Source organism: Paenibacillus sp. FSL W8-0426 (assembly GCF_037969725.1).
Taxonomy (GTDB): Bacteria; Bacillota; Bacilli; order Paenibacillales; family Paenibacillaceae; genus Paenibacillus; species Paenibacillus hubeiensis.
The window spans coordinates 1,711,130-1,731,850 of record NZ_CP150203.1 but is presented as its reverse complement, the minus strand read 5'-3'; the positions used below and the strand labels follow the sequence as shown (position 1 = coordinate 1,731,850).

Genomic DNA, 20,721 nt, shown 5'->3' with positions numbered 1-20,721 from the left:
ATTTTTTGCTTTTCTTTCATAAAATCGTACCAGTCTGAAGTTAATTGCAGTTGTCAGTCCATACGCTAAGCAATGCAACTTTGTTCAACATATTCAAATATACCGTTATGTATCTCACCCTAGACAAAATTCCTATTTTCATAATAGCAATTTATTCATGATATAAAAAGAATTTTTGGCTTTCTCAGCCTGTTCATTTCCCAACATAAAACGATATAAACCTCACTAATCAATCACACAAGGCCACTGCGAACGCAGTCCCCTCTCCCCGTCGCTGCTATCCCCAATTTTTAGAGGGTCCGCACTTCATAGCAGTCCATCACACAAAAAAACTAGTAGGTACATTCTCCCTACTAGTTTTTTTCATATTCAACATCGTAAAATGCGACTATCTACAGATTTTGGAAATCACGGTATTGCTGCTTGAGGGCTTCGGTAGCAACATCCCGATTAACTCCGTCTAACTTCCTCCACCGGCTACAGCGATTCCCTAATGACACGTTTATAGTACCACACCGATAACAGCCCGAAGACCGAATACAGCAGCGCGTACACAATCATGACAATGACCATTGGCGTAACCAACTCGGTGCCGAAGAAAAACCAGCCGGACTTGACCGCAAAATAGCTATGACTTAACCCCACCGCAAGCGGGATGCCAAAGTTGAACATTTGCTTGAAGCGAATGCCACCAAGCAGATTGCCCTGGGTGAACCCGATTTTGCGCAAAATGGTGTAGCTGTCCTTCTCTTCCTCGCCTTCGTTCATCTGCTTGAAATACAGGATGCAGCCTGACGTGATCAGGAACGTCAAACCGAGGAAACCGACAATAAACATGATCAACCCCATGGTGGTGCGCTGATTGTTCCGCATTTCGATTTGCGAGAAGTTCGGCACCTCCAGCTTCTGTGATTGAAAAACGCCATATGCCTCTTCCGTTTTCCCCCGGTCGATAATGCGCACGCCATAATAATCGGTCGGCTCCCCTTTCTGCAGTTTCGGGTCAAGATCCTGCACCAGCTTGGCATAGACGGTCTCGTCGACGACAGCAACAGGCGTACCTTTGGTGTAATAGGTTGGAAGTACGCCTTGCTTGGACGTGCCAACCAATTGCTGATCCAGGGCCTGGTGCAGTCCGTGCAGCACGATCGGTCCCTGTTCCTCGATGGATATCAGCTGTCTCACCACGTTGCCATACCCCATGAATACAACCTCGCCAGGCTTCACGTCCAGATCGCCGACCATGGCATCGCTAATTACGGAACTGGACAACATTTCTCCGTCGGAGGAATCATGCATGACCTGACTGGCATCAATTTCGATATATATGGGCTGCCTATGCTGCACCTCAACCTCAATGCCTTTCTCTTTTAACGACGATACGAACGATTCCATGACCTCCGCCTGCGCAAAGGAAAAATCCTCCGGTATGCTTTCCCTGGCCTGTGCTTCGGCCGAGTAATACGCAATATAACTCAGTGACAGCATGCCGATGGCGAGTGCGGACACCGTCGTGATGATCGTAAGCAGCAGCGCATTGGATTTCATGCGAAACATGATGGAGGACAGGGACAGAACCTCATTAATGGAAAGGTAACCCTGTTTGCTTTTGCGAATCAGATTGAATACAAAGCTTACCGATCCTTTATAGAACAGATATGTTCCCAGAATGACCGAAAACAGAATCAGCAGCATCGTGTACATCAACTGCTGCATATCGAGCACTTCCCCGCTGAACATGCGTGCGGACAGCACGTAACCGTAAGCAATCAATCCAATCCCCAACAGCCCCATCACAATTTGACCGAAGGACATGCGGCCGATCCGCTGCTCCGCAGTCGACGTAACCTTGAACAAGGAGAGAATGCTCTGAGCACGGATGAACGTGTAATTCATCAGCATGATGAGCACATACAGGCCGGCAAACACGGCAACCGTCTGCGCCAAGGCCAACGGCGAAAAATAGAGCTTCGTGATCGCCTCGATCTCCAATATTTTGAACAGAATCATAAGCACCAGCTTGGAGCCGATGAATCCGATCAGCACCCCGATCACCATGGCCCCGAAATACAGGATCGCGTTCTCTGCCGTCAAAATGCGGAAAATTCGGCCTTTCGTCAAGCCAATCAGTTGAAACAGCCCGATCTCCTTGCTGCGCCGCTTGATAAAAATCGTGTTGGCATACAGCAGGAAAATGCCGACGATCACGACCAACAGCACCGATGATGCGCCGATGGCGGCAGCTCCTTTTGTCGATTGTTCCACTTCGTCCATGGAGGGATCGTACTGCAACGTAGCAAACGAAAAATACAGCGCCACGCTGAAAATCAGCGCAAAAACGTACAGGTAATAATTTTTCAAATTTTTGCGCAAATTCCGGAAAATGATCTGATTGAGACTCACGACTGCACACCGCCCAGCACGCCTTGCGTTTGGATAATGCCGTTAAAGAACGCTTGCCGCGACTCATCTCCCTTATGCAGCTGCGTATAGATCTGCCCGTCGCGGATAAAAATGACTCTGCTGCAATAGCTCGCCGCCAGCGGATCATGCGTCACCATGATAATGGTCGCCTGGCGCGTCCGATTCATGTCGCTCAGCTTGCCGAGCAGGTCGGAAGCGGACTTGGAGTCGAGCGCCCCCGTCGGTTCGTCCGCGAAAATGATGCTTGGCTGATGAACGAACGCCCGCGCGGCCGATGTCCGCTGCTTCTGCCCTCCCGAAATCTCGGACGGGTACTTGTCCTTCAATTCATAGATACCCAGCTCTCGGGCGATCTGCTCGAACCTCCGATGGGCTTCCTGTTTAGGCAGATCGGTAATCGAGAGCGGCAGCAGCACGTTTTCCTTGACCGTCAACGTATCCAGCAGATTGTAATCCTGAAAAATGAATCCCAAATGGCGTTTGCGGAATTCGGCCAGCTGTTTCTCCTTCATGCCTGTAAACTCCTGGCCTTCGATCTCGATGGTGCCCTGGCTGACGCGATCGATAGAAGAAAGCACGTTCAAGAGCGTGGTCTTCCCCGAGCCGGAAGGTCCCATGATGCCGACGAATTCGCCCTTGCCTACGCCGAGATCGATACCGCGCAGCACCTCCTGCTTATTCCATTTGTTGCCGTAAACCTTATGAATTCTCTTTGCTTCCAGTATCGACATGTCCCATCCACTCCTCTTAGGTATGCTTCCATCATAAAGTGAAATCCGCACACCATCCTGCGTTTCGCCGAACAATATGAAAAAGCATGTGACAATGCTGTCACATGCCTGAAAGGTGCGCCATCTCGTTCTCCCGCGCAAAGGTCAACGTGACCAGGGTGCCTTCCCCAACCACGGATGACACGTCCAGTCGAATGCGAAGCGCCTCGGCGACCTGTCGGCTCAGGTACAGCCCCATTCCCGTTGCCGCGCCTTCCATGCGCCCTTGCGCCGACGTGTAGCCCTTATCGAAAATACGCGGCAAATCGCGGGCGTCGATCCCTCGCCCCCGATCCTGAATAGTCAGCACAACATGCCCTTGAACGGCCCTGCTGGCAATGACGACGTCGGAAGACGGGCTGTACTTCACCGCATTGCTGAGCAACTGCCGCAGGATGAATCCCAGCCATTTCCCGTCGGTGAGTACGTGGGATTCCGCCAACTCCACCTCGAAACCGATGCCTTTGGAGATGCACCATGACCGTATGGCGCGAATCTCGGCATGGATGATCGGTTCCAGCTCCGTCGGTTCAATAAACAGATCATTATGCATAAACGGAATGCGCTTCTGATGGAGCTGCCGATCCAACAGCTGATGGATGCGTACCCATTCGTAGGTCATTTGGCCTTTCAGCCTGTCGTCGGGCATCCGCTCAATCATAAGCTGCAGGGCGGTAAGCGGTGTCTTCACCTCATGGATCCAGGCCACCATCTCATCCTTTTCCTGCTCCAGCAGCAGCATGTTGGCCGTCGATTCTTTCCGGTATCTCTCCGTCTGGGCAACGACGGCATCGTGCACGATCTGCTCATGCGGGCTGCCGGGGGAGCCCAGTTCAGATAGATCATAGGTGTGATCCCATGTTTCCATCCGACGGTAGAACCGGGTCTCCGCCGGATATCTTGCCCACACGAATACGATGCAGATCACGACATTCAGTACAACGACGTAAAGCAAGGACTGCAGCGGAATGCTTGAATCCACATAGGCTACGAACAAGATCACCGCTTGCAATGCGAGCAGCAGCAGCAGCCAGCTTACTCGTTCGCGCAGATAACGCCAAATCATGCTTCTCCCTCTTCCGTCGCCATGTAACCCTGGCCAACCTTTGTTTCGATATAGGCATCGAGGCCGAGCGGCTCCAGCTTTTTGCGCAAACGGTTGACGTTGACGGTGAGCGTGTTGTCGCTGACGAAATGTTCGTGGTCCCACAGGCTGCGGATCAGTTCCTCCCGCGTGACGATCCGGTTTTTGCGCTCGACCAGCTGTTTGAGAATAAACATTTCATTTTTGGTCAATTGCACGGTATGCCCGTTGCAGGCAAGCTCGTTCTTCACATACTCGACCGTAGCTCCCCGCCAGGCGCGAAGTTCGGCCTGCTCGGCATTGTAGTTGTACACTCTGCGCAGCGTGGCCTGAATTTTGGCGATCAACACGTCGAAGTGGAACGGCTTCTGCACGTAATCGTCAGCCCCCATCTGCATCGACATCACCATATCGGTCGGATGATCGCGAGAGGACAGGAAAATGATCGGCACCTTGGAATGGGAGCGGATCATCCGGCACCAGTGGAACCCGTCGAACCGGGGCAGCTGAATATCGATGATGACCAGCTGCGGTTGAATGGCGATGAATTGTTGCAGCACTTTGTCGAAATCATTCACGCCGTGCACGTCGTAAGACCACTGTCCGAGTCTGTCCCTGATTTCGGTGAACAACGATTCGTCATCTTCGATGAACATGATTTTAAACATAGGATTGATGATCATTCCTTTTCAAAAAACAATAGAAACTTCTTGTACGATTGTATCATTGTAAACATGCAACTTACATCTCCCGCTTTTTCCAAAGCGTGGTCCATAGAAATGGTACTCCGAATCGCCAATCATCCGGCTCCATTGCCTGCATTGCACGAAAACGGACACACTCGAATCTGTCTCCCAGAATGTATCGCAGCTTCTCTTCCGTATAGGCCAGGCCGCCTCGCATCGATTTTTCCTCGTAGACCTGCCAGTCGTTCATCACGCTCTCAGGCCCGCCTTGTCCACCATATCCCGGCGCAAAGCAAGTCATCGCAAACATGCCTTCCGGCACCAATGCCCGGTGGATCATGTCGATATACGGTATCCGTTGATGCGGAAGCAGATGATGCAGGCAGCCTGAATCATAGACGACGTTATATTGTGCTGCAGGGTTCAACTCGAACGCGGATTTGCATTCGAAATGCACTTCCAGCTGCGCTTCAGCAGCAGCACGTTCCTTGGCCCAAGCAATGGCTGTCTCGGACAAATCGTAAGCATCCACGCGGTACCCCTGTTTGGCCAGATACAACGCATTTCGCCCTGGGCCACATCCCAGTTCTAACGCCTTGTCACCAGACAAGAGATTGGATGTCACGTACTCCACCAGATTTTCGTCCGGTTTGTTCGAAAAGAAAGGGATGGGGCGGCTGCGATCCGCATAAAACGGTTCCCAAAATTGCTCCGGCGAACGAAACTCCGCATCCAGCATTTCAAAGACGTCCTGCACGCTTTTAATCGTTTTCTCCATAACCATGGCTCCCCTCAGATTAAAGATGTCGATCGGTTCAACGTTTCCGATCAAGCCATCACCCATCTTGCTGTCGTTATGTATCCTTTATAGGATTGGTCATTAACCCCACTACCCGAGTCACTTCCACTTCACCCACGCGCCGCGAACCTTCCATAAAAAAACCCTTGGTTCCCGTTTTAATCCGGTCACGATGCACCCTTCCCCTCATCTCCGGGATCAGAATCCACATTCGCGCCGTCCCTTCCCGGTTCACCGGGCGGTCTATGTCCAGCATGAGCGCTCCGTGCTCATCCTCGAATTCGGGATGGATCATGTATAGCGAGTCTACTTTGGGATCTTCATTTTCATATAGAAAATCGCACCGGTATCCTTGAAAGGGCAGGCTCTTGCGTCCGCCTTCTTCTGTCGAATAGAAGCGGTAACGAACATCGAAATCCTGCACATGTCCGCGTCTCGATTCATACGTTTCCCACACGCAAACCACCTCCCCCTCGCCCGGTTTCCCTAGTAAATCGTTACACTCCATTATAACATTTTCAACCAGTATAGTTCTATTTTTCATGCTTCAACCATGAACAAACCAATGCATTTTAGAATAAAAAAAGCGTTCTGAATCATAGGAAAACCTATGCTTCGAAACGCCTTTGAATGTGGTCACGATTCGTCCGTTCTTTCCGCCAGTGCGATGATGCCCGACCTGCGAAACGATCCGGGACCAGCCGGCACTCATCTCCCGATCGAAACGTTCGCAATACTCGTCAAAGCGTTCAAGCTCATCCCTCTTCCAGCGCGGAAATTCTGCCGCACGATCAGGCATATGCAGGCATCGGTTCGCCTTCCCGGAGAGTTCTACTTGAGCTTTTTCGTAAGATATAAAATGACGTCATCATCAATGACAATCTCATCCCCGTACTTCAGATAACGGTCGTGCTTGTAAATCCCTTTCCCGTCCGGGATGTAACCCCGATGGGCGTAGAGAATTTGCGCTTTTCCATAGTCCGAAAAAATGCCCACGCCGATGCCCGCCGTATCCGTCCGCTCACGAATCGCCGCCTCCGCCTCGTCCATCAGCCTGGTGCCGATGCCTTGGCGCTGATATCGCATCAGCACGTTCAAATCGTTAATCTCCGGAATCCCCGATGCTTGGAAAGCGGGATAATCGGAATGCCACAACACGTTGACATATCCGGCGAAAACGCCGTCCAGTTCGGCAACCAACGTCACGCGATCCCCGTTCTCCTGTTCAATATAATAGCGGACATATTGCTCAGGCGACCTCTCCCATCCCTGATCGCGAAAAGCCTGCGAAATGATGGCCGGATCTCGTTGATCATTCAGCAACCTGATCTGAATATCCACCCGATTATATCTCCAATCTTCTTCGCAAAGAAGTGATATGCGCCACATGGTGACGGCCGTGCCAGGCGTAAACGCCGAGATTGTAGTCCAAACGTGTGGTCTCCTGCGAGCCCGGATGGTAGAACGTTCTGGCATAATCCTCGTCCGTCAACGATTGAAGTAAATACACCCAGCGCTGATGCAAAGATTCAAGCAGCCGCAGTGAAACTTCAATATCCAGTTCGCTGGAGTCATCCAATTCAGCCCAGCGGTCCTCATAATATGGACGAATCGTCGGGGTCTCTTCCGTGAGTGCCAGTTTGAAACGGATCAAGCTGTTCATGTGGCTGTCCGCCATGTGGTGCACGACTTGCCTAATCGTCCAACCGCCTTCACGATAAGGCAGGTTCAACTGTTCTTCGCTCAATCCGCTCACGGCTTCACGCGCTTTTTGAGGCAGCTCCGCGATGTCCTGAATCCACAACCGCCGCTGCCCGGGAGTAATTTCTCCCGTATGTACAAACGTGCCAACCGGATATCTCAAATCCTGTGTCATAGCTGTTCCTCCTTCTTTTCTACCAGAAAATTCAAACCAATGGATGATGATATCATGTTCGCACAATGACCCAGCGTTGTGCAATACCGAACCATGTAAGCGGTTGACCAACCCATCCTTTCCAACTAAACTGTAGGGGAAACTGGAAAAATGAGTTGAACAGCATGGACTGCAACGACGGCTTCAGGAAATTCGGCGAATTTTTAACGTGTAAAATAGAACGGGTGGAGGGATACATCATGATCATCCGCAGGATGTTCCGCGGAATATGGAAGCCAGGTCAAGAAGCAAGCGGCAGACTGGCTTTGGAGCAGCAAGATTCCGTGCGCCAACTAGTCAGGGAAGGCGTCTTCATGACGGCAGCGGCATTCGCTTGGCAGAACAATGTCTTTTTGTATTTTGAATGCATGGAAGCGGAAACGGACCCGCTCGAATCGGTTCAGCAGCTGGCCCCCCACCTTGTCGACTGGCCCGGAGAAGCGAAGCCCAGAACATGGATCCCCATGGTGAATGTGTTTCACTTCAACGAACCCGCAAGCAAGGAGCATTGGCTGCGCAAAGCACCGGTAGAGCGCCGTGCGGGAAGAATTGCATTTCTGAAGCGGGAGATGATGGCGAGTTACATTTATTATCACTATCAGCTTCAGGAGGAGCGTGCATTCCATGCCGACAAGTATGAAATTATTGCGATGCACGAAAACCTGCTGTTCGGCTACCAGGAGTTTCCGAAGGTGATTGAAGAACCGATCGTTCCCGGACGGCTTGCCACCAAAGGGACACCGGAGAACTGGGAGGATTCCCGTATGGATCTGCACTTTCAGCCCTGGGAAGACGGATATTTGTACTTTAAGCCGGTGGATCAAATTTTTGCATACTATGTTGGCGATGAATGACGGTACTCCATCAGCCAGCAATCCCTCATTTCACCCTCGTGCCATTCATGGGCCTTCAGAAGCTTGACCTTAAGGAATCCACATTTCTCGTAGCAATGGATTGCCCGCGCGTTCCACGCTTGAGGGTCCATCACGACACGCTGCGCTTTCTTTTGTTCCACCAAAAATGCCACCATGGATTGCACGAGCAAACTGCCGATGCCCTTATTCCAATAGTCCGGTTCGCCAATGAATTGATCCGTTCCATAAATGATTTCGTCCACATCATCATACCCGTACTCGTGTCGTTCGTTTTCCTCAAGCAGATAGTACTGAATATATCCTATGGGGCGTTCCCGATACTCGACCATACAACGGATGGTTTCATCCTGTTCGTCGTAAAAATGCTCCCTTACCATTTGTGCATCATGCGGCCGATCCCTGCCTTCGTAATACTGCAGAACCGCCGGGTCAGACAACCAGCGAACGAGGTGCCTCTCATCATCACGGTTCAATTGGCGCACGGTGATGTCATTCTTCCGAAATACATTCATCGTTCTGCAAACCTCCCAAGGAGTTCGCTCTCCGTCAGATTGCGCGTGAATTGATCCAGCTCAGGCGAAGCGTGCCAGTCTCCCGCCGTATTGGCACCGAATTTGATCGTATGGATCACGCTGTGCGGAGCCATATATACATTATGTTGTACGCCTGGCGGCACAATGACATGGTCTCCGGCCTTGAGGATGCTGACACTGGCAGCTTGATCCTTTTCAGCACATGCAGCATAAGCAATCCAACCGGATTGCACAAAATAATGTTCCGTGACCTGGTGATGGACATGGCTGTTTTGCCAGGCTCCTTCCGAAGAAGCGGCCGTTCTGCAATAATAACTGCCGTCATCGCCCAGCATTTTGTACTTTTTCTCCCCGTTCGCCATCTGCTCATAATACGTTTTCACGCCCTCCCGGGACGCTTCTTCCGCCGTCATTTCCCTGCTGTGGGACATTCCGTTTTCACTCCTTTGCGCACGCATGCATCAATGATTCTCTGCTCTCCAGATATATTTGCGTTCCCTGACCGCGATGCGGCCATCCACCGTATTTTCCCTCACCCGCAGTTCAAGCTGCTCCCTCATCTCAGGCACGGTGTAGTCCGGATTGCCCGGGGCATCCGATAGAAACAACGCAAACTGCGTTTCATCCGAAAATACAACCCAAGCGTCATTGAACTCCCGGATTTCCATGGCATCATACTGGTTCGCAAGCAATCGTTCCTTCACTTTGCTCACATCCGTATGAATGCCAAAGACCACGCCGCCCTTGCGCAGAACCCGCTTATGTTCGAGGATGGAGGTCGGCCCCCTGCGGTCATAGATCAGATCGAATTGTCCATCTTCAAAAGGCAGTTCGGTTTTGGTTGTGGCGTAGACAAAATCCACGTTTGTGACGCCGCTGGACGCCAGTGCCCTTTGCGCGATGGCCAGCAATCCCTTCGAGTTGTCAAAGCCTGTGATCCGGGCCGCATAAGCCGCCATTTGCAATGTAAACTCCCCGTGCCCGCAACCGGCGTCCAGTACGGAATCATAGGCCGGAAGCATTCGAATCAATTGTTCTTCATAGATTTGTTCCGCCGAAATGCCCTCGATCTTGAAATTCGCTCTTCCCCGGTAACCTCCGTTCCGTTTGGCAATCATGTCGTACCATTCCATGCCCATGGCGATCCCTCCCTCAAAAGGTGCATTACACAACATTCTACATGTCCCTGATTTTCCCTGTAAATATCTGACCGGGCGACCATGGAAACATTTTTGAAACGGCGATCCTCTAACCGGCGTATTAAGCACGAAGTCGCAATTATTCCTTAGCAAATACCAAATATCATGTGGAGGCTGAGAGCATGTCCTTTTTTAAAAAAATGTTAGCCAGCGTAGGTGTAGGTGCCGCCAAAGTCAATACGGAATTGGATACGCCGGAAGTGATTCCGGGCGGCGTTCTCTCGGGAACCGTATACATACAAGGAGGAGATGTCGAACAAAATGTAGACCGCATCTACCTCACGATTAACACTCACTATATTCGGGAGCGCGACGATCGGAAACACAAAGAGACTGCGGTGGTCGCCAAATATTTGTTGACCGACCGTTTTACGCTTCAGCCTGGCCAACGTCTGGAAAAACATTTTTCGTTCGACCTGCCAGACAACCTGCCGCTTACGCTTCAAAGCGCGGAAGTATGGGTCGAAACCGGACTCGACATCTCCAGTGCGCTGGACCCTTCGGACCGCGATCTGATTCGGGTCGTGCCTACCCAGGAAATGGGTGTCGTGCTGGATGCCATCGATATGCTCGGATTCAGGCTGCGCGAGGTGACCAATGACTACGCACCGAGGCTTGGCGGCAATTTGCCGTTTGTGCAGGAATTCGAGTTTGTGCCGACCAGCAAATTCCGGGGCTATCTGGATGAGATCGAGGTACTGTTCTATCCAATGGGCAATACGCTCGAACTGCTGATGCAGATCGACAGACGCGCTCGCGGCCTCTCAGGCATTTTCTCGGAAGCGATGGGTACGGACGAAACTTATGTCCGCTTTACGCTGGAAGCCAGACATTTGCAGCGCGGACCTGCTTCTGTTGCGCAAGGGTTGGAAGAAATCATTTCCAAGCACATATGACCTATGGAACATTCGCTGCAAACCCGTAACACCCAATATAAACGATCACTGTCCATGACATTGGAATAGAAGATGTAAAAAAGCGTGCCCGGTTCCGCTCACCACGGATTCGGGCACGCTTTTTGCGTATAAAAGCCATCTCGTATCACGCCGCAGGTCGTATCCTCCTTTTCAGAAGGCGAATGCCTAAATCGATGAGATAACCCGTCAGCATAAACGACAGCCAATGCAGCAGATACGCCGGATACAACACGTTGATCGCTGCGCTGTCATACGGTCGTGACACATTTTCATAATCAAAAATCCAATGGCGCAGCGGTTCGGTATACGCAGCGGCGTTTAAGATCGGATTCAATCCGATTAATAAAATGTTATGTTCATCATATCCGAATCTGTTGATGGCACACAGCGTCAAGCTAAGCAGCGACAGCCAGAATACCGCTTTTTTGATCAACATTGCGGACATCTCCTCTGCTCAGGATCGCTGCATACGACGCTGAATGAACGAACGTACCCCATAATACGCAACGCCAAACAACAGCAATCCGGCTGCTGCCGTTACGTATTCCATCACACCGCCCATTACGGCAATGCTCCCGAATGAAACCTGGCTTGGGAGCGGCGAACCCGCCATGTACGATGCAGTTACATCGGGAACATAAGCTCTCGTCATGAGCATTCCATAAATCATACTCCCGATCACGAGCAGAACAGGCAATAGACAGCAGACAATGATCGTTTCAAGCAACAACCTTTTGTTGAATCTCATCGCTTCTCCTCCGATATTCGTCTTCAGATCCGATATGGCATGACGTTTTTCAAGCAAGCGAATTCTTGGTTGCAGTAGACTTCTTGGCATTCCCTGAAATCCGGGGATACGCCTTCCCTTCGATGCAGCTTTCCTTCAGAAAGCTTTTAGCCGGACGCTTCGCTTCTCCAGATTGGTTCTGCCTTCTCCGTTGTCAGGTCAGTGTTTAGTCCAACTTAAATAGCTCTTGCTGGCGGAAGCATATTCAGGATCTGTTCCACCAACACCTGCGGCTCCAGCGTTCCATCCAGCACAACGTCCGAAGCGGGTTTAACCGTCTCCAGCATGATCAGGTATGCTTCGCGGGCACCTCCCGCATATCGTGCAAGCTCTTCGCGGATGTCGTCTGCCGCAGCATCGGAGAAATCACGGGCAACCCTTCTGCACAGCCCTACATCCAACGGGGTATCAATGAATATAGCCAGGTCGATGAAATCTTTCATCCGATCATTCAAATATGCATGCGGGTAGTCCAGCAAAATATAAGCGGGTGTCGAAGACGGACTATCCAACCATTGCCTCAAATCCGTCACCATCGGTTCGACGTTCCACTCGTTGCAATCCCCGCCACGACGCGTCCATGCGATGAAATCGTTCGGACCCTCCAAATCGTAGTCGTCATAAGACAAAGCCGGGCAAGACAAGCGTTCTGCCAAACCGCTTACAACGGTTGTTTTGCCGCCGCCCGAAATTGCCGCAATCGCGATGACAAAAGGTTTGTTCGAAGCCAGGTCCATCACATCCCCCATTATTTGGACAAGATCTGTTCCAACTCCTGTTTTAATTGCTCCTTGTTCGCCTCTGCATAATCGAACAGGCGCTCAAACGCTCCTTCGTTGTCCACCAGCAGACTCAGCTTCTCGGCTTCCTCCTGTACTTGCTGCATTAAATCGCCGATGACCTGACCATGCGTTTGCTGCAAACTCGTAATATCATACTCTTGCTGTTCGTTAACGTTTGCTCTCAGCTGATCAGGAGTCACTCCGGTCGCAGACAGCATCTCTCGAATCCGATCCAGAATCGCCGCATCTTCTTCATGCCCAATACGCTGCATGGCCGCAATCGTCTCCGCCAGCTGCAGTCCGGCCGTATTCTCCAAGTAACCGGAAATGCCCTCCATCGTCAGTTCCGTATCCAGGTCGATGATGAGCATCATGTCGCGCAACAGCTGCGGAAGCTCGGGGCCTCCCGCTCTGACGGTCGCGAATTCGGTGCGATACATATCCATCGCCACAGAGCCCACGATCTCTTCCCCCGTCATCTCTTCCAACTGCTCCAACGGCAGCAACTCGCGCAATTCCTCTTTCAATCGTTCCATCAATCATCCAAGCCTCCTGTCTCTATGTACTCCATCATAGCAGAATATGAGGCGGAAGCCACGCCGGTCCGGTGCAGCAGGCGAACGAACCTTTTTTCGCCTTTTATAATATGCGCAATCGCGTCATCCATAGAGGCACGCCTTATGTACTAAACGCAAACGAAACCCTCATGGTTCGTTTCCTAAATAGGAATTTTACTTCCCGTTAACCCGCGGAAAACGTTCTGCTGTTATGCTCTTGGCATCAAGAGTCACGGGAGGGATCATCTGGATGCGCCTGGCCTTGTTTACCGACACGTATGTTCCGGACACGAACGGAGTTGCCGGCACGCTGCACCGCCTGAGCAAACACCTCAACCGGAGGAACATTGAACATCTGTTGTTTACCCCTCAGTCGGTCATTGACGGAAATCATGCTACGGCGGTGCACAGCGTTGCGAATATTCCCTTTTTCCTGTATCCCGAGTGCAGGATTGCACTTCCTAGCCGAACGGTCATTCATCGGGAACTGCAAGCCTTTCGTCCCGACTTACTGCATATCGCCACCCCGTTCAATATGGGGCTTCCCGGCCTGAAATACGCCCTCAAACATCATCTGCCGCACGTCATCTCCTACCACACCCACTTTGACCGATACCTCGAATATTACAAGCTCAAAAGCATGATTCCGCTCTATTGGAAATATATTCAGTGGTTTCACCGGGCAAGCGACGCCACCTTGGTGCCTTCCCAGGAAACCTTCGAGGAGCTGCGTCAGCAAGGCATTCAGCGCTTGAAGCTGTGGTCGCGCGGAGTTGATTGCGAGCTGTATACCCCTGATAAACGAACTCCATCCATTCGCCAACGATACAATATCTCCGCCCCGCTGATCCTTCTCTACGTCGGTCGCATCGCTCCCGAAAAAGATATCGACACGCTCGCCTACGCTATCCAGCATTTGCCGGAACAAATGCAATCCCGCGTGCACTGGGTCATCGTCGGAGACGGTCCGCAGCTTCCCAAACTTCGTCAAGGCGCACCGTCCAACGTCACGTTCACGGGTTATTTGCATGGAGAAGCTTTGGCCACGATGTATGCATCGGCAGATCTGTTCGTATTTCCTTCCCCTACCGAAACATTCGGCAATGTCGTGCTGGAAGCCATGGCTTCCGGCCTGCCTGCCATGGTTGCCAACGCAGGTGGAGTCAAAAACCTCGTAACACAACACCGAAATGGCATCCTGTTCGAACCTGGCGACGGGCAGGCATTGGTTCGGGAGATTTCATATTGGGGAGCAAACGAAGAAGCGCTGCGGAGCATGGGTCTTGAAGGCAGACGTTTGGCGGAGCAGCGTTCTTGGGAGCAGATTTTTGACAAGTTGATTGAAGATTACGAAGAAGCCGTGGAGCGCCGGGGCAGATCTGCCAATCAGCGCATCATTACGGCTGGATAGTTTTTTAATTTTGAAAATCCCTTGGGCAAAGTGCTCGCATAAGTACCAGACTGCCGGAAAAATTGTACGTTAACAGATGGTTCCCGGTGCTGCTGCCGGTTGACCCACACCAGCCAAGCACATTTCCCGCAGCTATAAAGCGAGGTTCGCAACAAGTTCCTGCCATTCCATTGTGACTGTCGCCGAAATGCATGGGGACGGAATTCGGGTAGATAAGTCGTCCCATGTCATTTTCGAAGTTACGCCCTATCTTTCTCAAAAAGCCACGCTGAAGACCTATCCGTATGTTGGTGGTTGGGAGGTTATTACCGGGGAAGTGCAGGCGGAGATGAGCATCACGGGCAGATTTACCTATCCGATTACTAAAAACGGAACGTATATGAATGAAAATGATAATGGTCCGAATGAAACATTTAATGCGGTGCCATAACTTCTAGGCGGCTTCATTGAAAAAACAGGTGCATAAACAGCGCCAACCGGCGTTGCTTCTGCACCTGTTTGTTATAAAGCTTAACGAGTCTGCACGTCTCGTGTCCGCTCCACGTACCAAAGTCGGAATGCCTCCGCCATATTGGACGGGACGTCCTTAACGGCCTGATGAACCACCGGTTTGGCACGATTCACCGTCTGAATGGATGCCACCCCGAACCAGCGCTGCAGCCCGTTTTGCGTAATGCGCGCTTCGATCACTTTTTCCCGCTTGGAGATGAACAACGTCGAAGTGAAGGCCCCTGTTCGCAATTGGATGAAGTTCCGGTTCAATACATAACGGGTATGGAAAAATTCCACGACCCGCCCTGTCACGATCAACACCAGCAGCAGGGCCGACACCATCCACCACGCACCTTCCTGACCCAACCACACCGGTTTGAAATACCAGAGTGCCCCTGTAGCAATCGGCCATATCCAGCTGGGCGCAAGCAAACGTAACCATAGCGATTTGGTTGGAAGCCTCTGCATGTCTTCACTGACTTCATACGATGGCAAAATCTCTGATATGATGGCATAAGCCTGTTTCACCGGCAAAAATGGATATAGCGAGTTTACCTCCTGCTCATCTTCACCAACGCCGCCCGCCGTGACCAACTCCACTTCGGCCAAGCCAAGCAACCGTTTCATCGGACTTCGCGTGATCTTCACCGCCTGTACGCGCTGCTTCTGAATCGAGAATGCCGATTGCTCCAGCATGCCTTTGGTGATATAAATCCGTGAATCATCGGATGTAATCCGGTAATTCCCATACTTTATAAAGGTATGCACCATGCCCGCCAGCATGGCTATGATGATCAGCACCACGATAAGAATGGCAGCCGTCCACCATTGATCCAGCCAAGTCAGCAAAAAGCTTCGCGTCACGGTTTCATCCGGGAAAAAATCCTGAATGCCTGAATACAACGAACCCAGAATGGGGATCAGCACCAGGAAGCTGAGTGACGTAAAAGAAGCTCTCACCGTATCCCGGCGCGTGGATTCAAAGTGAATAGCTCGTTTGGCTTGCTCCGTTTGCTTCAAAAAATGTGCGGTCTCGTTTTCCTCCACGTGATTTACCGCCAGATTGCTTTGCGCATCCTCACCTGCAGCCGAAGCGTTCATGAACGTTGCATTTGCGGCAGCAGCGTTGGACGTTGCCCCCACCACACATTGTTCCAATCGCCCAGCTTCAGCCAACGTCAGCACCGGAACATGAAACGCAGCTTCATCTCCCTTGGTGCCTGTCTCGAAACGGATGGACGTCACCCCAAACAAACGATGGAACAAGGACGTATGCCGATGCACATTCTGGATTTTCGTATAAGGGATCGTACGTTTCTTTCGGTTAAACACGCCTTCATAGGCGTGAAATGCCGCCCGGTCCGTTTCATAACGCTCGGCATACCATTTCCAGATCACCGAAACAACGCCGATGACCATGGCAGCATAGAAAATCCATCGCCCGTACGTAACCCATTTCGCTTCGGTATCGTAACGGACAACAAACAAATAGATCACAAACGCAGCGCTGTTTCTCGCAAGCTTCCACATTCCCCATACGATGCTGAGCGGATGATGTCGTTTCTTCTCCATCACTCGTCCACCTCGTTGATCTTTGCATAGGAAGCGATCTGCTGCCGAAGCGCCACCGCCACGTCCTCCGACAAAGCCGGAATGCGGTGGGACGCACCCATGGTGCCGACCGAGACGGAATACAATCCGTATCTGCGCAGCAAAGGTCCTTGCTCCGTCGTGACCGACTGGATTTTGGCCATCGGGATAATTTGGTGTACCCTTTTCCAGGCTCCATGCTTCAACTGCAGGAACTCTTCACTCACGTCGTAACGCCAATACCGGTACAATAATGAAGGATGAATCCATATTTCCCAAACCGCATACAGTACTGAGAGCCCTGCAATGATCCACAACACCCAACCTATCCATGTCCACCAGTCAAAAACGTGATCCAATGCCAGCAATGCGGCGAGAATGATGAATCCAATTCCATTGCTTATGTACGCGCTCGTTCTCCATATGTTGACCGCATCCGGAGATAACCGCTGCTCCGGCAGGTTCCACTGCATGGCATACAACACTCCTTTCATATGGTTCGTTAACAAAAAAGATGACCCCTGCATCATACAGATCGTCATCTTCCGGAATTTTTATTTTACCGCATAATCCTTCACATTGCACAGCCACACCATGTGATGGACTCCCTCTCCCCAGAAGTCCTCGGCGACGGCATACGGTTCACCGAATTTGCGCCGCCATTTCTGCTGGGCAATCCCATATCCGCTATCCAGACAAAATTGGCGGATTCCTTGGCGGTCCAACTCGCTCGCCAGCGCCCGAATTAATTTCGAAGCGATCCCCCGCCCCTGAAACTCCGGTAAAATGTATAAACTGCCGAGCTCGCCCATCTCCGTAATTCGCTGATCCGTGCAGATCCGGATTTCCTCGCCGCAAGGCCCATACGATATCGTGCCGACCACGCGCCCCTCATGCTTGGCCAGCAGGAAAAACACGTTTGCCTCCGGCACATTCCATTGCTGCAATGCAGCCTGAAGAAGCTCCTTTTTCTGTTCGATCTCATGGCGGATATCGTCCTGCAGCGAACCCAGCCCCTCCTGCGCAAACGCCCTTGTGATGGAGGCTTCGAATACTTGATGCGCTCCCTCAACGTCGGAAGGCGCCAGCTTTTGGATCACAATCTGTTCTGTCATGTCGTCTCACTCTTTCTGTTCAATCATTCTAGGATGTCTGTTCTAAGAGAGGGATTCGGGCATCCCACGCCTGAAGCACGGCTTGAAGCCGCTTCGCCGTTTCGGACACAAATCGTTCAACGATTTCGGCCGTAATGTACTGCGGAACAATGCCGGGTTGCTGCGATCCTTCCTTCAAAAAGGATAATGTGCGATCCCGCCAGCGCTCCATCTCGTCGGCTATCAGGAGATCCTGCATGTCGTAGCCACGGGTCCGGCCAAGCCACTGCCACACTTCGGAACTCCACTCCGCCTGCTGATACAGGTCGAAGTCAACCTGATCCGTTTCCTGATAATATAAGCGGTTCAACTGGTCCCGTGCCTGCTTCATCCCCTCATCCCGCTCCAGGCCGGTGACTTCTTTCACGAATTGCGGATGTACGCTCCGAAACCATATGTAGTCTGTCAGCACATGCATGAAATAACCACGCACAAACCACTTTCGCCCTTCGTCATTGGTTTGCTCGACAAGCGTTGAATAACGCTCCTGCAGCCTTGCCATGTAATCGCCCTCGGTCTTGGGCTCAAAATGCGTATGCCGTTTGTCTTCGCGCGTCGCTCCATCCCGCATATGGATCGAATCGGGCGCGATATTCCCCAGATAGAACGCTCCTTGGTGCTCACCGACATGCCACTTGTTGGCCAGTAATGAAGCGATATTCAGATGAACCATCGGCAAAGGCATATTCTTATCCCCCTTTTTCGTTAAGGCACGATCCTTCATTCACATGTTAATGCGTTTGAAGCTGCTCCAATCGTTCGGATTGAAGGATGTCGAATAGCTGCTCAAGGTCGGTATGGAGTTCTGAATGGCCTTCGATCAGCAAGCGAATGTATTCAGAGCCGCATTCATAGAAAAGAAGACGATTATACGGCGCATCTTCTCCCAAATGGTTAAGGGCCAGGCCGAAACGGCTGCGAATCCGGTTCTCGATATATCTGGCATAACCTTCGTTCCACTCCAGCCAGCACCAGTATTCGCCCGCTTCCTCGCTTAATGCCTGGAACAAGGCTTGTCTGGCCTGACGAATGCGATCCAACTTTTGATCTTTCAGGGCATCCTGCAGGATCCCGATTCGCTGCACGATGGTTTCATCGTCATATGGGAACTCGTAATCAAGCTCCCACGTTACTCGCCTTCTTTTCTCCATGGTGCGTTTGATTTCAACCCGGTCTCCGATGTGTTCATAATGCTCGTGAACGTAGCAATGCACGAACTCATGGAACAAATATATTTTCATCTCAAAGCTCTGAAAAGCCTCATCGGTGACGATCGCGCACGTACGTTCATTCAAATGATGAACCGGCATTGCCGCCAAACATCCTTCGGGAATATTCAGGTCATCCGGTACCGTTTTGACCCACTCGTACTGCTGTTTCTCAGGCGAATAATCATACATGTATAATAACATTTCATTGGCCACAACGATCGGATAGTGATTCGTAAACAACGGATGAATCTGCACCAGTTCCTTTTGCAGCTCATTCAACTCATTAATCTGTTCCAGAAAAGCATCCATCATGCTCATCCTCACTTTATTGGAAGTATAGCCCAATTATACCGGCGACGAATGAGCAATTCACTGAGAGAAAAATGATAATATTGTGCGAGATTTCTTAAGAACTTCTTCGCAATAGAAATCCTGCGTCATACCTTTGCTCCCTCCTTTTGCACGTTCTGAAGGAATCCCGATTCGCTTAGTACATGTGCTGCATAGGAGTTAAGATTCGGAATAGGTTCGTTCAAATCAAAATAGCGGAGCTCCAATCCCTCATCGTCCATCAGGACAGGGGTGCCTTCGATGCCAATCGCTTTAAAGACGGCCGTAACGTTGTAGACTTCATCGCCGTTGGGATATTGGTAATACGCATCCGCTCCCGATATAACGGTGATCAGCTGCAGAGTGTTCGCCTTTAAACCGCTTTCTTCCCAAAGCTCCCTGTGCGCCGCTTCTTCCAGAGATTCGCCCGGTTCCAATGAACCTCCGATCGTGCCCCAATCCAGGCTGTCTGCACGCTTTTGCAACAACAAATGGCCAAGTTCATTGAAAACGAGCACGCTCGCACCGGCCATAATCAGTGGACGAGACCCAACCTTTTCCCGAAGCTCCATAATGTATCCCATAGTCTCCTCCTCAGTGGTTCTGTTGTTCGTACTCCGACCTCAGAATTCCCCGTTCTACTGCACTGCGAATAAGCTCCTGAGCATAGCCCCATAGCGCTTCGGAGCCATTCTCGATCTCCCGGTTTCGATTCGTAACCTGTTCGCTTGTAATGCCATATTTCTGCCATGTATCGCCTTCGTTTCGGTAATTATGTATGAGCGGCTGCAACCGGTCCAAGGATGCCGCGAATTGCGCTTCCTGTGTCTCTTTGGCCTCAAATTCCACCCATAACCCCATCAACTCATCCGCTTGTTCCGGTGGCAGCATACCAAACAGTCGGCGTGCTGCCTGCAATTCACGTTCGTGCTTGTCTTCATGCCCTTTCAGATCATAAGCAAACGTATCCCCGGCATCAATTTCAACCAGATCGTGGACGAGCAGCATTTTGAACACTTTCAACAGATCGATATCATGGTTTGCATGCCGATGCAAAATCAGTGCCATCATGGCCAGGTGCCAAGAATGCTCTGCATCGTTTTCCAGCCTGTCCCCATGCATGATCCTTGTTTTCCGTTCAATCGTTTTCAACTTGTCGATTTCGATCAAAAACTGCATCTCCGCCAGCAAGGCTTCGTTCATAT

At 51.2% G+C, this 20,721-nt stretch carries 25 protein-coding genes; 3 read left to right on the top strand and 22 right to left on the bottom strand.

From position 1 onward, the window contains the following. Positions 1-477: 477 nt before the first annotated feature. From MKY59_RS07965 to MKY59_RS07930, 8 genes are all read right to left on the bottom strand, one after another. Positions 478-2,403, bottom strand: coding sequence for an ABC transporter permease (locus tag MKY59_RS07965; RefSeq protein ID WP_339276998.1), 1,926 nt, complete (start codon positions 2,401-2,403; stop codon positions 478-480). Then, positions 2,400-3,155, bottom strand: coding sequence for an ABC transporter ATP-binding protein (locus tag MKY59_RS07960; RefSeq protein WP_339276996.1), 756 nt, complete (start codon positions 3,153-3,155; stop codon positions 2,400-2,402). The genes MKY59_RS07965 and MKY59_RS07960 overlap by 4 nt, the downstream gene beginning before the upstream one ends. Positions 3,156-3,255: 100 nt before the next feature. Then, positions 3,256-4,260: a sensor histidine kinase gene (locus MKY59_RS07955; RefSeq protein WP_236416109.1), complete on the bottom strand. Its 1,005-nt coding sequence runs from the start codon at positions 4,258-4,260 to the stop codon at positions 3,256-3,258. After that, positions 4,257-4,946, bottom strand: a complete 690-nt coding sequence (locus tag MKY59_RS07950) for a response regulator transcription factor (RefSeq protein WP_236416111.1) — start codon at positions 4,944-4,946, stop codon at positions 4,257-4,259. Before MKY59_RS07950 ends, MKY59_RS07955 begins: the two co-directional genes overlap by 4 nt. A 73-nt stretch (positions 4,947-5,019) precedes the next feature. Then, positions 5,020-5,796: a class I SAM-dependent methyltransferase gene (locus MKY59_RS07945; protein ID WP_339276995.1), complete on the bottom strand. Its 777-nt coding sequence runs from the start codon at positions 5,794-5,796 to the stop codon at positions 5,020-5,022. A 22-nt stretch (positions 5,797-5,818) separates the two neighbouring features. After that, positions 5,819-6,220, bottom strand: a complete 402-nt coding sequence (locus tag MKY59_RS07940; protein ID WP_236416113.1) for a hypothetical protein — start codon at positions 6,218-6,220, stop codon at positions 5,819-5,821. A gap of 374 nt (positions 6,221-6,594) precedes the next feature. Continuing rightward, on the bottom strand, positions 6,595-7,104 hold the full coding sequence (locus MKY59_RS07935; protein ID WP_339276994.1) for a GNAT family N-acetyltransferase: 510 nt from the start codon (positions 7,102-7,104) through the stop codon (positions 6,595-6,597). A 4-nt stretch (positions 7,105-7,108) separates the two neighbouring features. Beyond that, entirely contained in the window at positions 7,109-7,639 is a 531-nt protein-coding gene (locus MKY59_RS07930) for a YfiT family bacillithiol transferase (protein WP_339276992.1), read from the bottom strand. Between the two features lie 239 nt (positions 7,640-7,878). Between MKY59_RS07930 and MKY59_RS07925 the strand changes: the two genes are divergently transcribed. Further along, positions 7,879-8,532, top strand: coding sequence for a hypothetical protein (locus MKY59_RS07925; RefSeq protein WP_339276990.1), 654 nt, complete (start codon positions 7,879-7,881; stop codon positions 8,530-8,532). Here the strand turns inward: MKY59_RS07925 and MKY59_RS07920 are convergent. From MKY59_RS07920 to MKY59_RS07910, 3 genes are read right to left on the bottom strand one after another with little or no spacing between them, the layout of a single operon-like run. Next, entirely contained in the window at positions 8,514-9,065 is a 552-nt protein-coding gene (locus MKY59_RS07920; RefSeq protein WP_339276988.1) for a GNAT family N-acetyltransferase, read from the bottom strand. The two genes, MKY59_RS07925 and MKY59_RS07920, sit on opposite strands and share 19 nt — an antisense overlap. Beyond that, positions 9,062-9,517, bottom strand: a complete 456-nt coding sequence (locus MKY59_RS07915; RefSeq protein WP_339276987.1) for a hypothetical protein — start codon at positions 9,515-9,517, stop codon at positions 9,062-9,064. The genes MKY59_RS07920 and MKY59_RS07915 overlap by 4 nt, the downstream gene beginning before the upstream one ends. A 30-nt stretch (positions 9,518-9,547) precedes the next feature. Further along, positions 9,548-10,225: a class I SAM-dependent methyltransferase gene (locus MKY59_RS07910; RefSeq protein ID WP_339276985.1), complete on the bottom strand. Its 678-nt coding sequence runs from the start codon at positions 10,223-10,225 to the stop codon at positions 9,548-9,550. A gap of 182 nt (positions 10,226-10,407) precedes the next feature. Here MKY59_RS07910 and MKY59_RS07905 point away from each other — a divergent pair, with 182 nt between their 5' ends. Continuing rightward, the gene (locus MKY59_RS07905) at positions 10,408-11,181 is read left to right on the top strand and encodes a sporulation protein (RefSeq protein ID WP_339276983.1); all 774 of its coding nucleotides are present in this window, start codon (positions 10,408-10,410) and stop codon (positions 11,179-11,181) included. 145 nt (positions 11,182-11,326) lie between these two features. Here the strand turns inward: MKY59_RS07905 and MKY59_RS07900 are convergent, their stop codons facing one another. The 4 genes from MKY59_RS07900 to MKY59_RS07885 all read right to left on the bottom strand — a co-directional run bounded on the left by MKY59_RS07900 (position 11,327) and on the right by MKY59_RS07885 (position 13,310). Continuing rightward, positions 11,327-11,638 (bottom strand): hypothetical protein, encoded by a 312-nt coding sequence (locus MKY59_RS07900; protein ID WP_236416124.1) that lies wholly within the window; start codon positions 11,636-11,638, stop codon positions 11,327-11,329. An 18-nt stretch (positions 11,639-11,656) separates the two neighbouring features. Next, complete coding sequence (locus tag MKY59_RS07895; protein ID WP_339276982.1) at positions 11,657-11,950, bottom strand: hypothetical protein; 294 nt, start codon at positions 11,948-11,950, stop codon at positions 11,657-11,659. Positions 11,951-12,165: 215 nt separating this feature from the next. Beyond that, entirely contained in the window at positions 12,166-12,726 is a 561-nt protein-coding gene (locus MKY59_RS07890; protein ID WP_339276981.1) for a hypothetical protein, read from the bottom strand. Between the two features lie 11 nt (positions 12,727-12,737). Beyond that, positions 12,738-13,310: a Clp protease N-terminal domain-containing protein gene (locus MKY59_RS07885; protein WP_339276979.1), complete on the bottom strand. Its 573-nt coding sequence runs from the start codon at positions 13,308-13,310 to the stop codon at positions 12,738-12,740. Positions 13,311-13,578: 268 nt separating this feature from the next. Between MKY59_RS07885 and MKY59_RS07880 the strand changes: the two genes are divergently transcribed. Beyond that, positions 13,579-14,739 carry a glycosyltransferase family 1 protein gene (locus MKY59_RS07880; protein WP_339276978.1) on the top strand — a complete coding sequence of 387 codons (1,161 nt, stop codon included), beginning with the start codon at positions 13,579-13,581 and terminating at the stop codon, positions 14,737-14,739. Between the two features lie 510 nt (positions 14,740-15,249). Here MKY59_RS07880 and MKY59_RS07875 read toward each other — a convergent pair. From MKY59_RS07875 to MKY59_RS07845, 7 genes are all read right to left on the bottom strand, one after another. After that, complete coding sequence (locus MKY59_RS07875) at positions 15,250-16,803, bottom strand: PH domain-containing protein (RefSeq protein ID WP_339276976.1); 1,554 nt, start codon at positions 16,801-16,803, stop codon at positions 15,250-15,252. Beyond that, on the bottom strand, positions 16,803-17,330 hold the full coding sequence (locus MKY59_RS07870) for a PH domain-containing protein (protein WP_339276974.1): 528 nt from the start codon (positions 17,328-17,330) through the stop codon (positions 16,803-16,805). The genes MKY59_RS07875 and MKY59_RS07870 overlap by 1 nt, the downstream gene beginning before the upstream one ends. Before the next feature lie 45 nt (positions 17,331-17,375). After that, positions 17,376-17,936 carry a GNAT family N-acetyltransferase gene (locus MKY59_RS07865; protein ID WP_339276973.1) on the bottom strand — a complete coding sequence of 187 codons (561 nt, stop codon included), beginning with the start codon at positions 17,934-17,936 and terminating at the stop codon, positions 17,376-17,378. 28 nt (positions 17,937-17,964) lie between these two features. Beyond that, positions 17,965-18,660 (bottom strand): zinc dependent phospholipase C family protein, encoded by a 696-nt coding sequence (locus MKY59_RS07860; protein WP_339276971.1) that lies wholly within the window; start codon positions 18,658-18,660, stop codon positions 17,965-17,967. A 46-nt stretch (positions 18,661-18,706) separates the two neighbouring features. Then, a complete protein-coding gene (locus MKY59_RS07855) occupies positions 18,707-19,498 on the bottom strand; it encodes a hypothetical protein (protein WP_339276969.1) in 792 nt (263 codons plus the stop codon). Between the two features lie 125 nt (positions 19,499-19,623). Continuing rightward, on the bottom strand, positions 19,624-20,100 hold the full coding sequence (locus MKY59_RS07850; protein WP_339276968.1) for an NUDIX hydrolase: 477 nt from the start codon (positions 20,098-20,100) through the stop codon (positions 19,624-19,626). 10 nt (positions 20,101-20,110) lie between these two features. Beyond that, positions 20,111-20,719: an HD domain-containing protein gene (locus MKY59_RS07845; RefSeq protein ID WP_339276966.1), complete on the bottom strand. Its 609-nt coding sequence runs from the start codon at positions 20,717-20,719 to the stop codon at positions 20,111-20,113. Between the last annotated feature and the right edge of the window lie 2 nt (positions 20,720-20,721).

Bases quoted from the DNA above. Each gene is read 5' to 3' on its own strand.
- MKY59_RS07960 (WP_339276996.1), bottom strand. From the start codon at position 3,155: ATGTCGATACTGGAAGCAAAGAGAATTCATAAGGTTTACGGCAACAAA.
- MKY59_RS07955 (WP_236416109.1), bottom strand. From the start codon at position 4,260: ATGATTTGGCGTTATCTGCGCGAACGAGTAAGCTGGCTGCTGCTGCTG.
- MKY59_RS07950 (WP_236416111.1), bottom strand. From the start codon at position 4,946: ATGTTTAAAATCATGTTCATCGAAGATGACGAATCGTTGTTCACCGAA.
- MKY59_RS07930 (WP_339276992.1), bottom strand. From the start codon at position 7,639: ATGACACAGGATTTGAGATATCCGGTTGGCACGTTTGTACATACGGGA.
- MKY59_RS07925 (WP_339276990.1), top strand. From the start codon at position 7,879: ATGATCATCCGCAGGATGTTCCGCGGAATATGGAAGCCAGGTCAAGAA.
- MKY59_RS07920 (WP_339276988.1), bottom strand. From the start codon at position 9,065: ATGAATGTATTTCGGAAGAATGACATCACCGTGCGCCAATTGAACCGT.
- MKY59_RS07915 (WP_339276987.1), bottom strand. From the start codon at position 9,517: ATGTCCCACAGCAGGGAAATGACGGCGGAAGAAGCGTCCCGGGAGGGC.
- MKY59_RS07910 (WP_339276985.1), bottom strand. From the start codon at position 10,225: ATGGGCATGGAATGGTACGACATGATTGCCAAACGGAACGGAGGTTAC.
- MKY59_RS07905 (WP_339276983.1), top strand. From the start codon at position 10,408: ATGTCCTTTTTTAAAAAAATGTTAGCCAGCGTAGGTGTAGGTGCCGCC.
- MKY59_RS07900 (WP_236416124.1), bottom strand. From the start codon at position 11,638: ATGTTGATCAAAAAAGCGGTATTCTGGCTGTCGCTGCTTAGCTTGACG.
- MKY59_RS07895 (WP_339276982.1), bottom strand. From the start codon at position 11,950: ATGAGATTCAACAAAAGGTTGTTGCTTGAAACGATCATTGTCTGCTGT.
- MKY59_RS07890 (WP_339276981.1), bottom strand. From the start codon at position 12,726: ATGGACCTGGCTTCGAACAAACCTTTTGTCATCGCGATTGCGGCAATT.
- MKY59_RS07880 (WP_339276978.1), top strand. From the start codon at position 13,579: ATGCGCCTGGCCTTGTTTACCGACACGTATGTTCCGGACACGAACGGA.
- MKY59_RS07875 (WP_339276976.1), bottom strand. From the start codon at position 16,803: ATGGAGAAGAAACGACATCATCCGCTCAGCATCGTATGGGGAATGTGG.
- MKY59_RS07865 (WP_339276973.1), bottom strand. From the start codon at position 17,936: ATGACAGAACAGATTGTGATCCAAAAGCTGGCGCCTTCCGACGTTGAG.
- MKY59_RS07860 (WP_339276971.1), bottom strand. From the start codon at position 18,660: ATGCCTTTGCCGATGGTTCATCTGAATATCGCTTCATTACTGGCCAAC.
- MKY59_RS07855 (WP_339276969.1), bottom strand. From the start codon at position 19,498: ATGATGGATGCTTTTCTGGAACAGATTAATGAGTTGAATGAGCTGCAA.
- MKY59_RS07850 (WP_339276968.1), bottom strand. From the start codon at position 20,100: ATGGGATACATTATGGAGCTTCGGGAAAAGGTTGGGTCTCGTCCACTG.
- MKY59_RS07845 (WP_339276966.1), bottom strand. From the start codon at position 20,719: ATGAACGAAGCCTTGCTGGCGGAGATGCAGTTTTTGATCGAAATCGAC.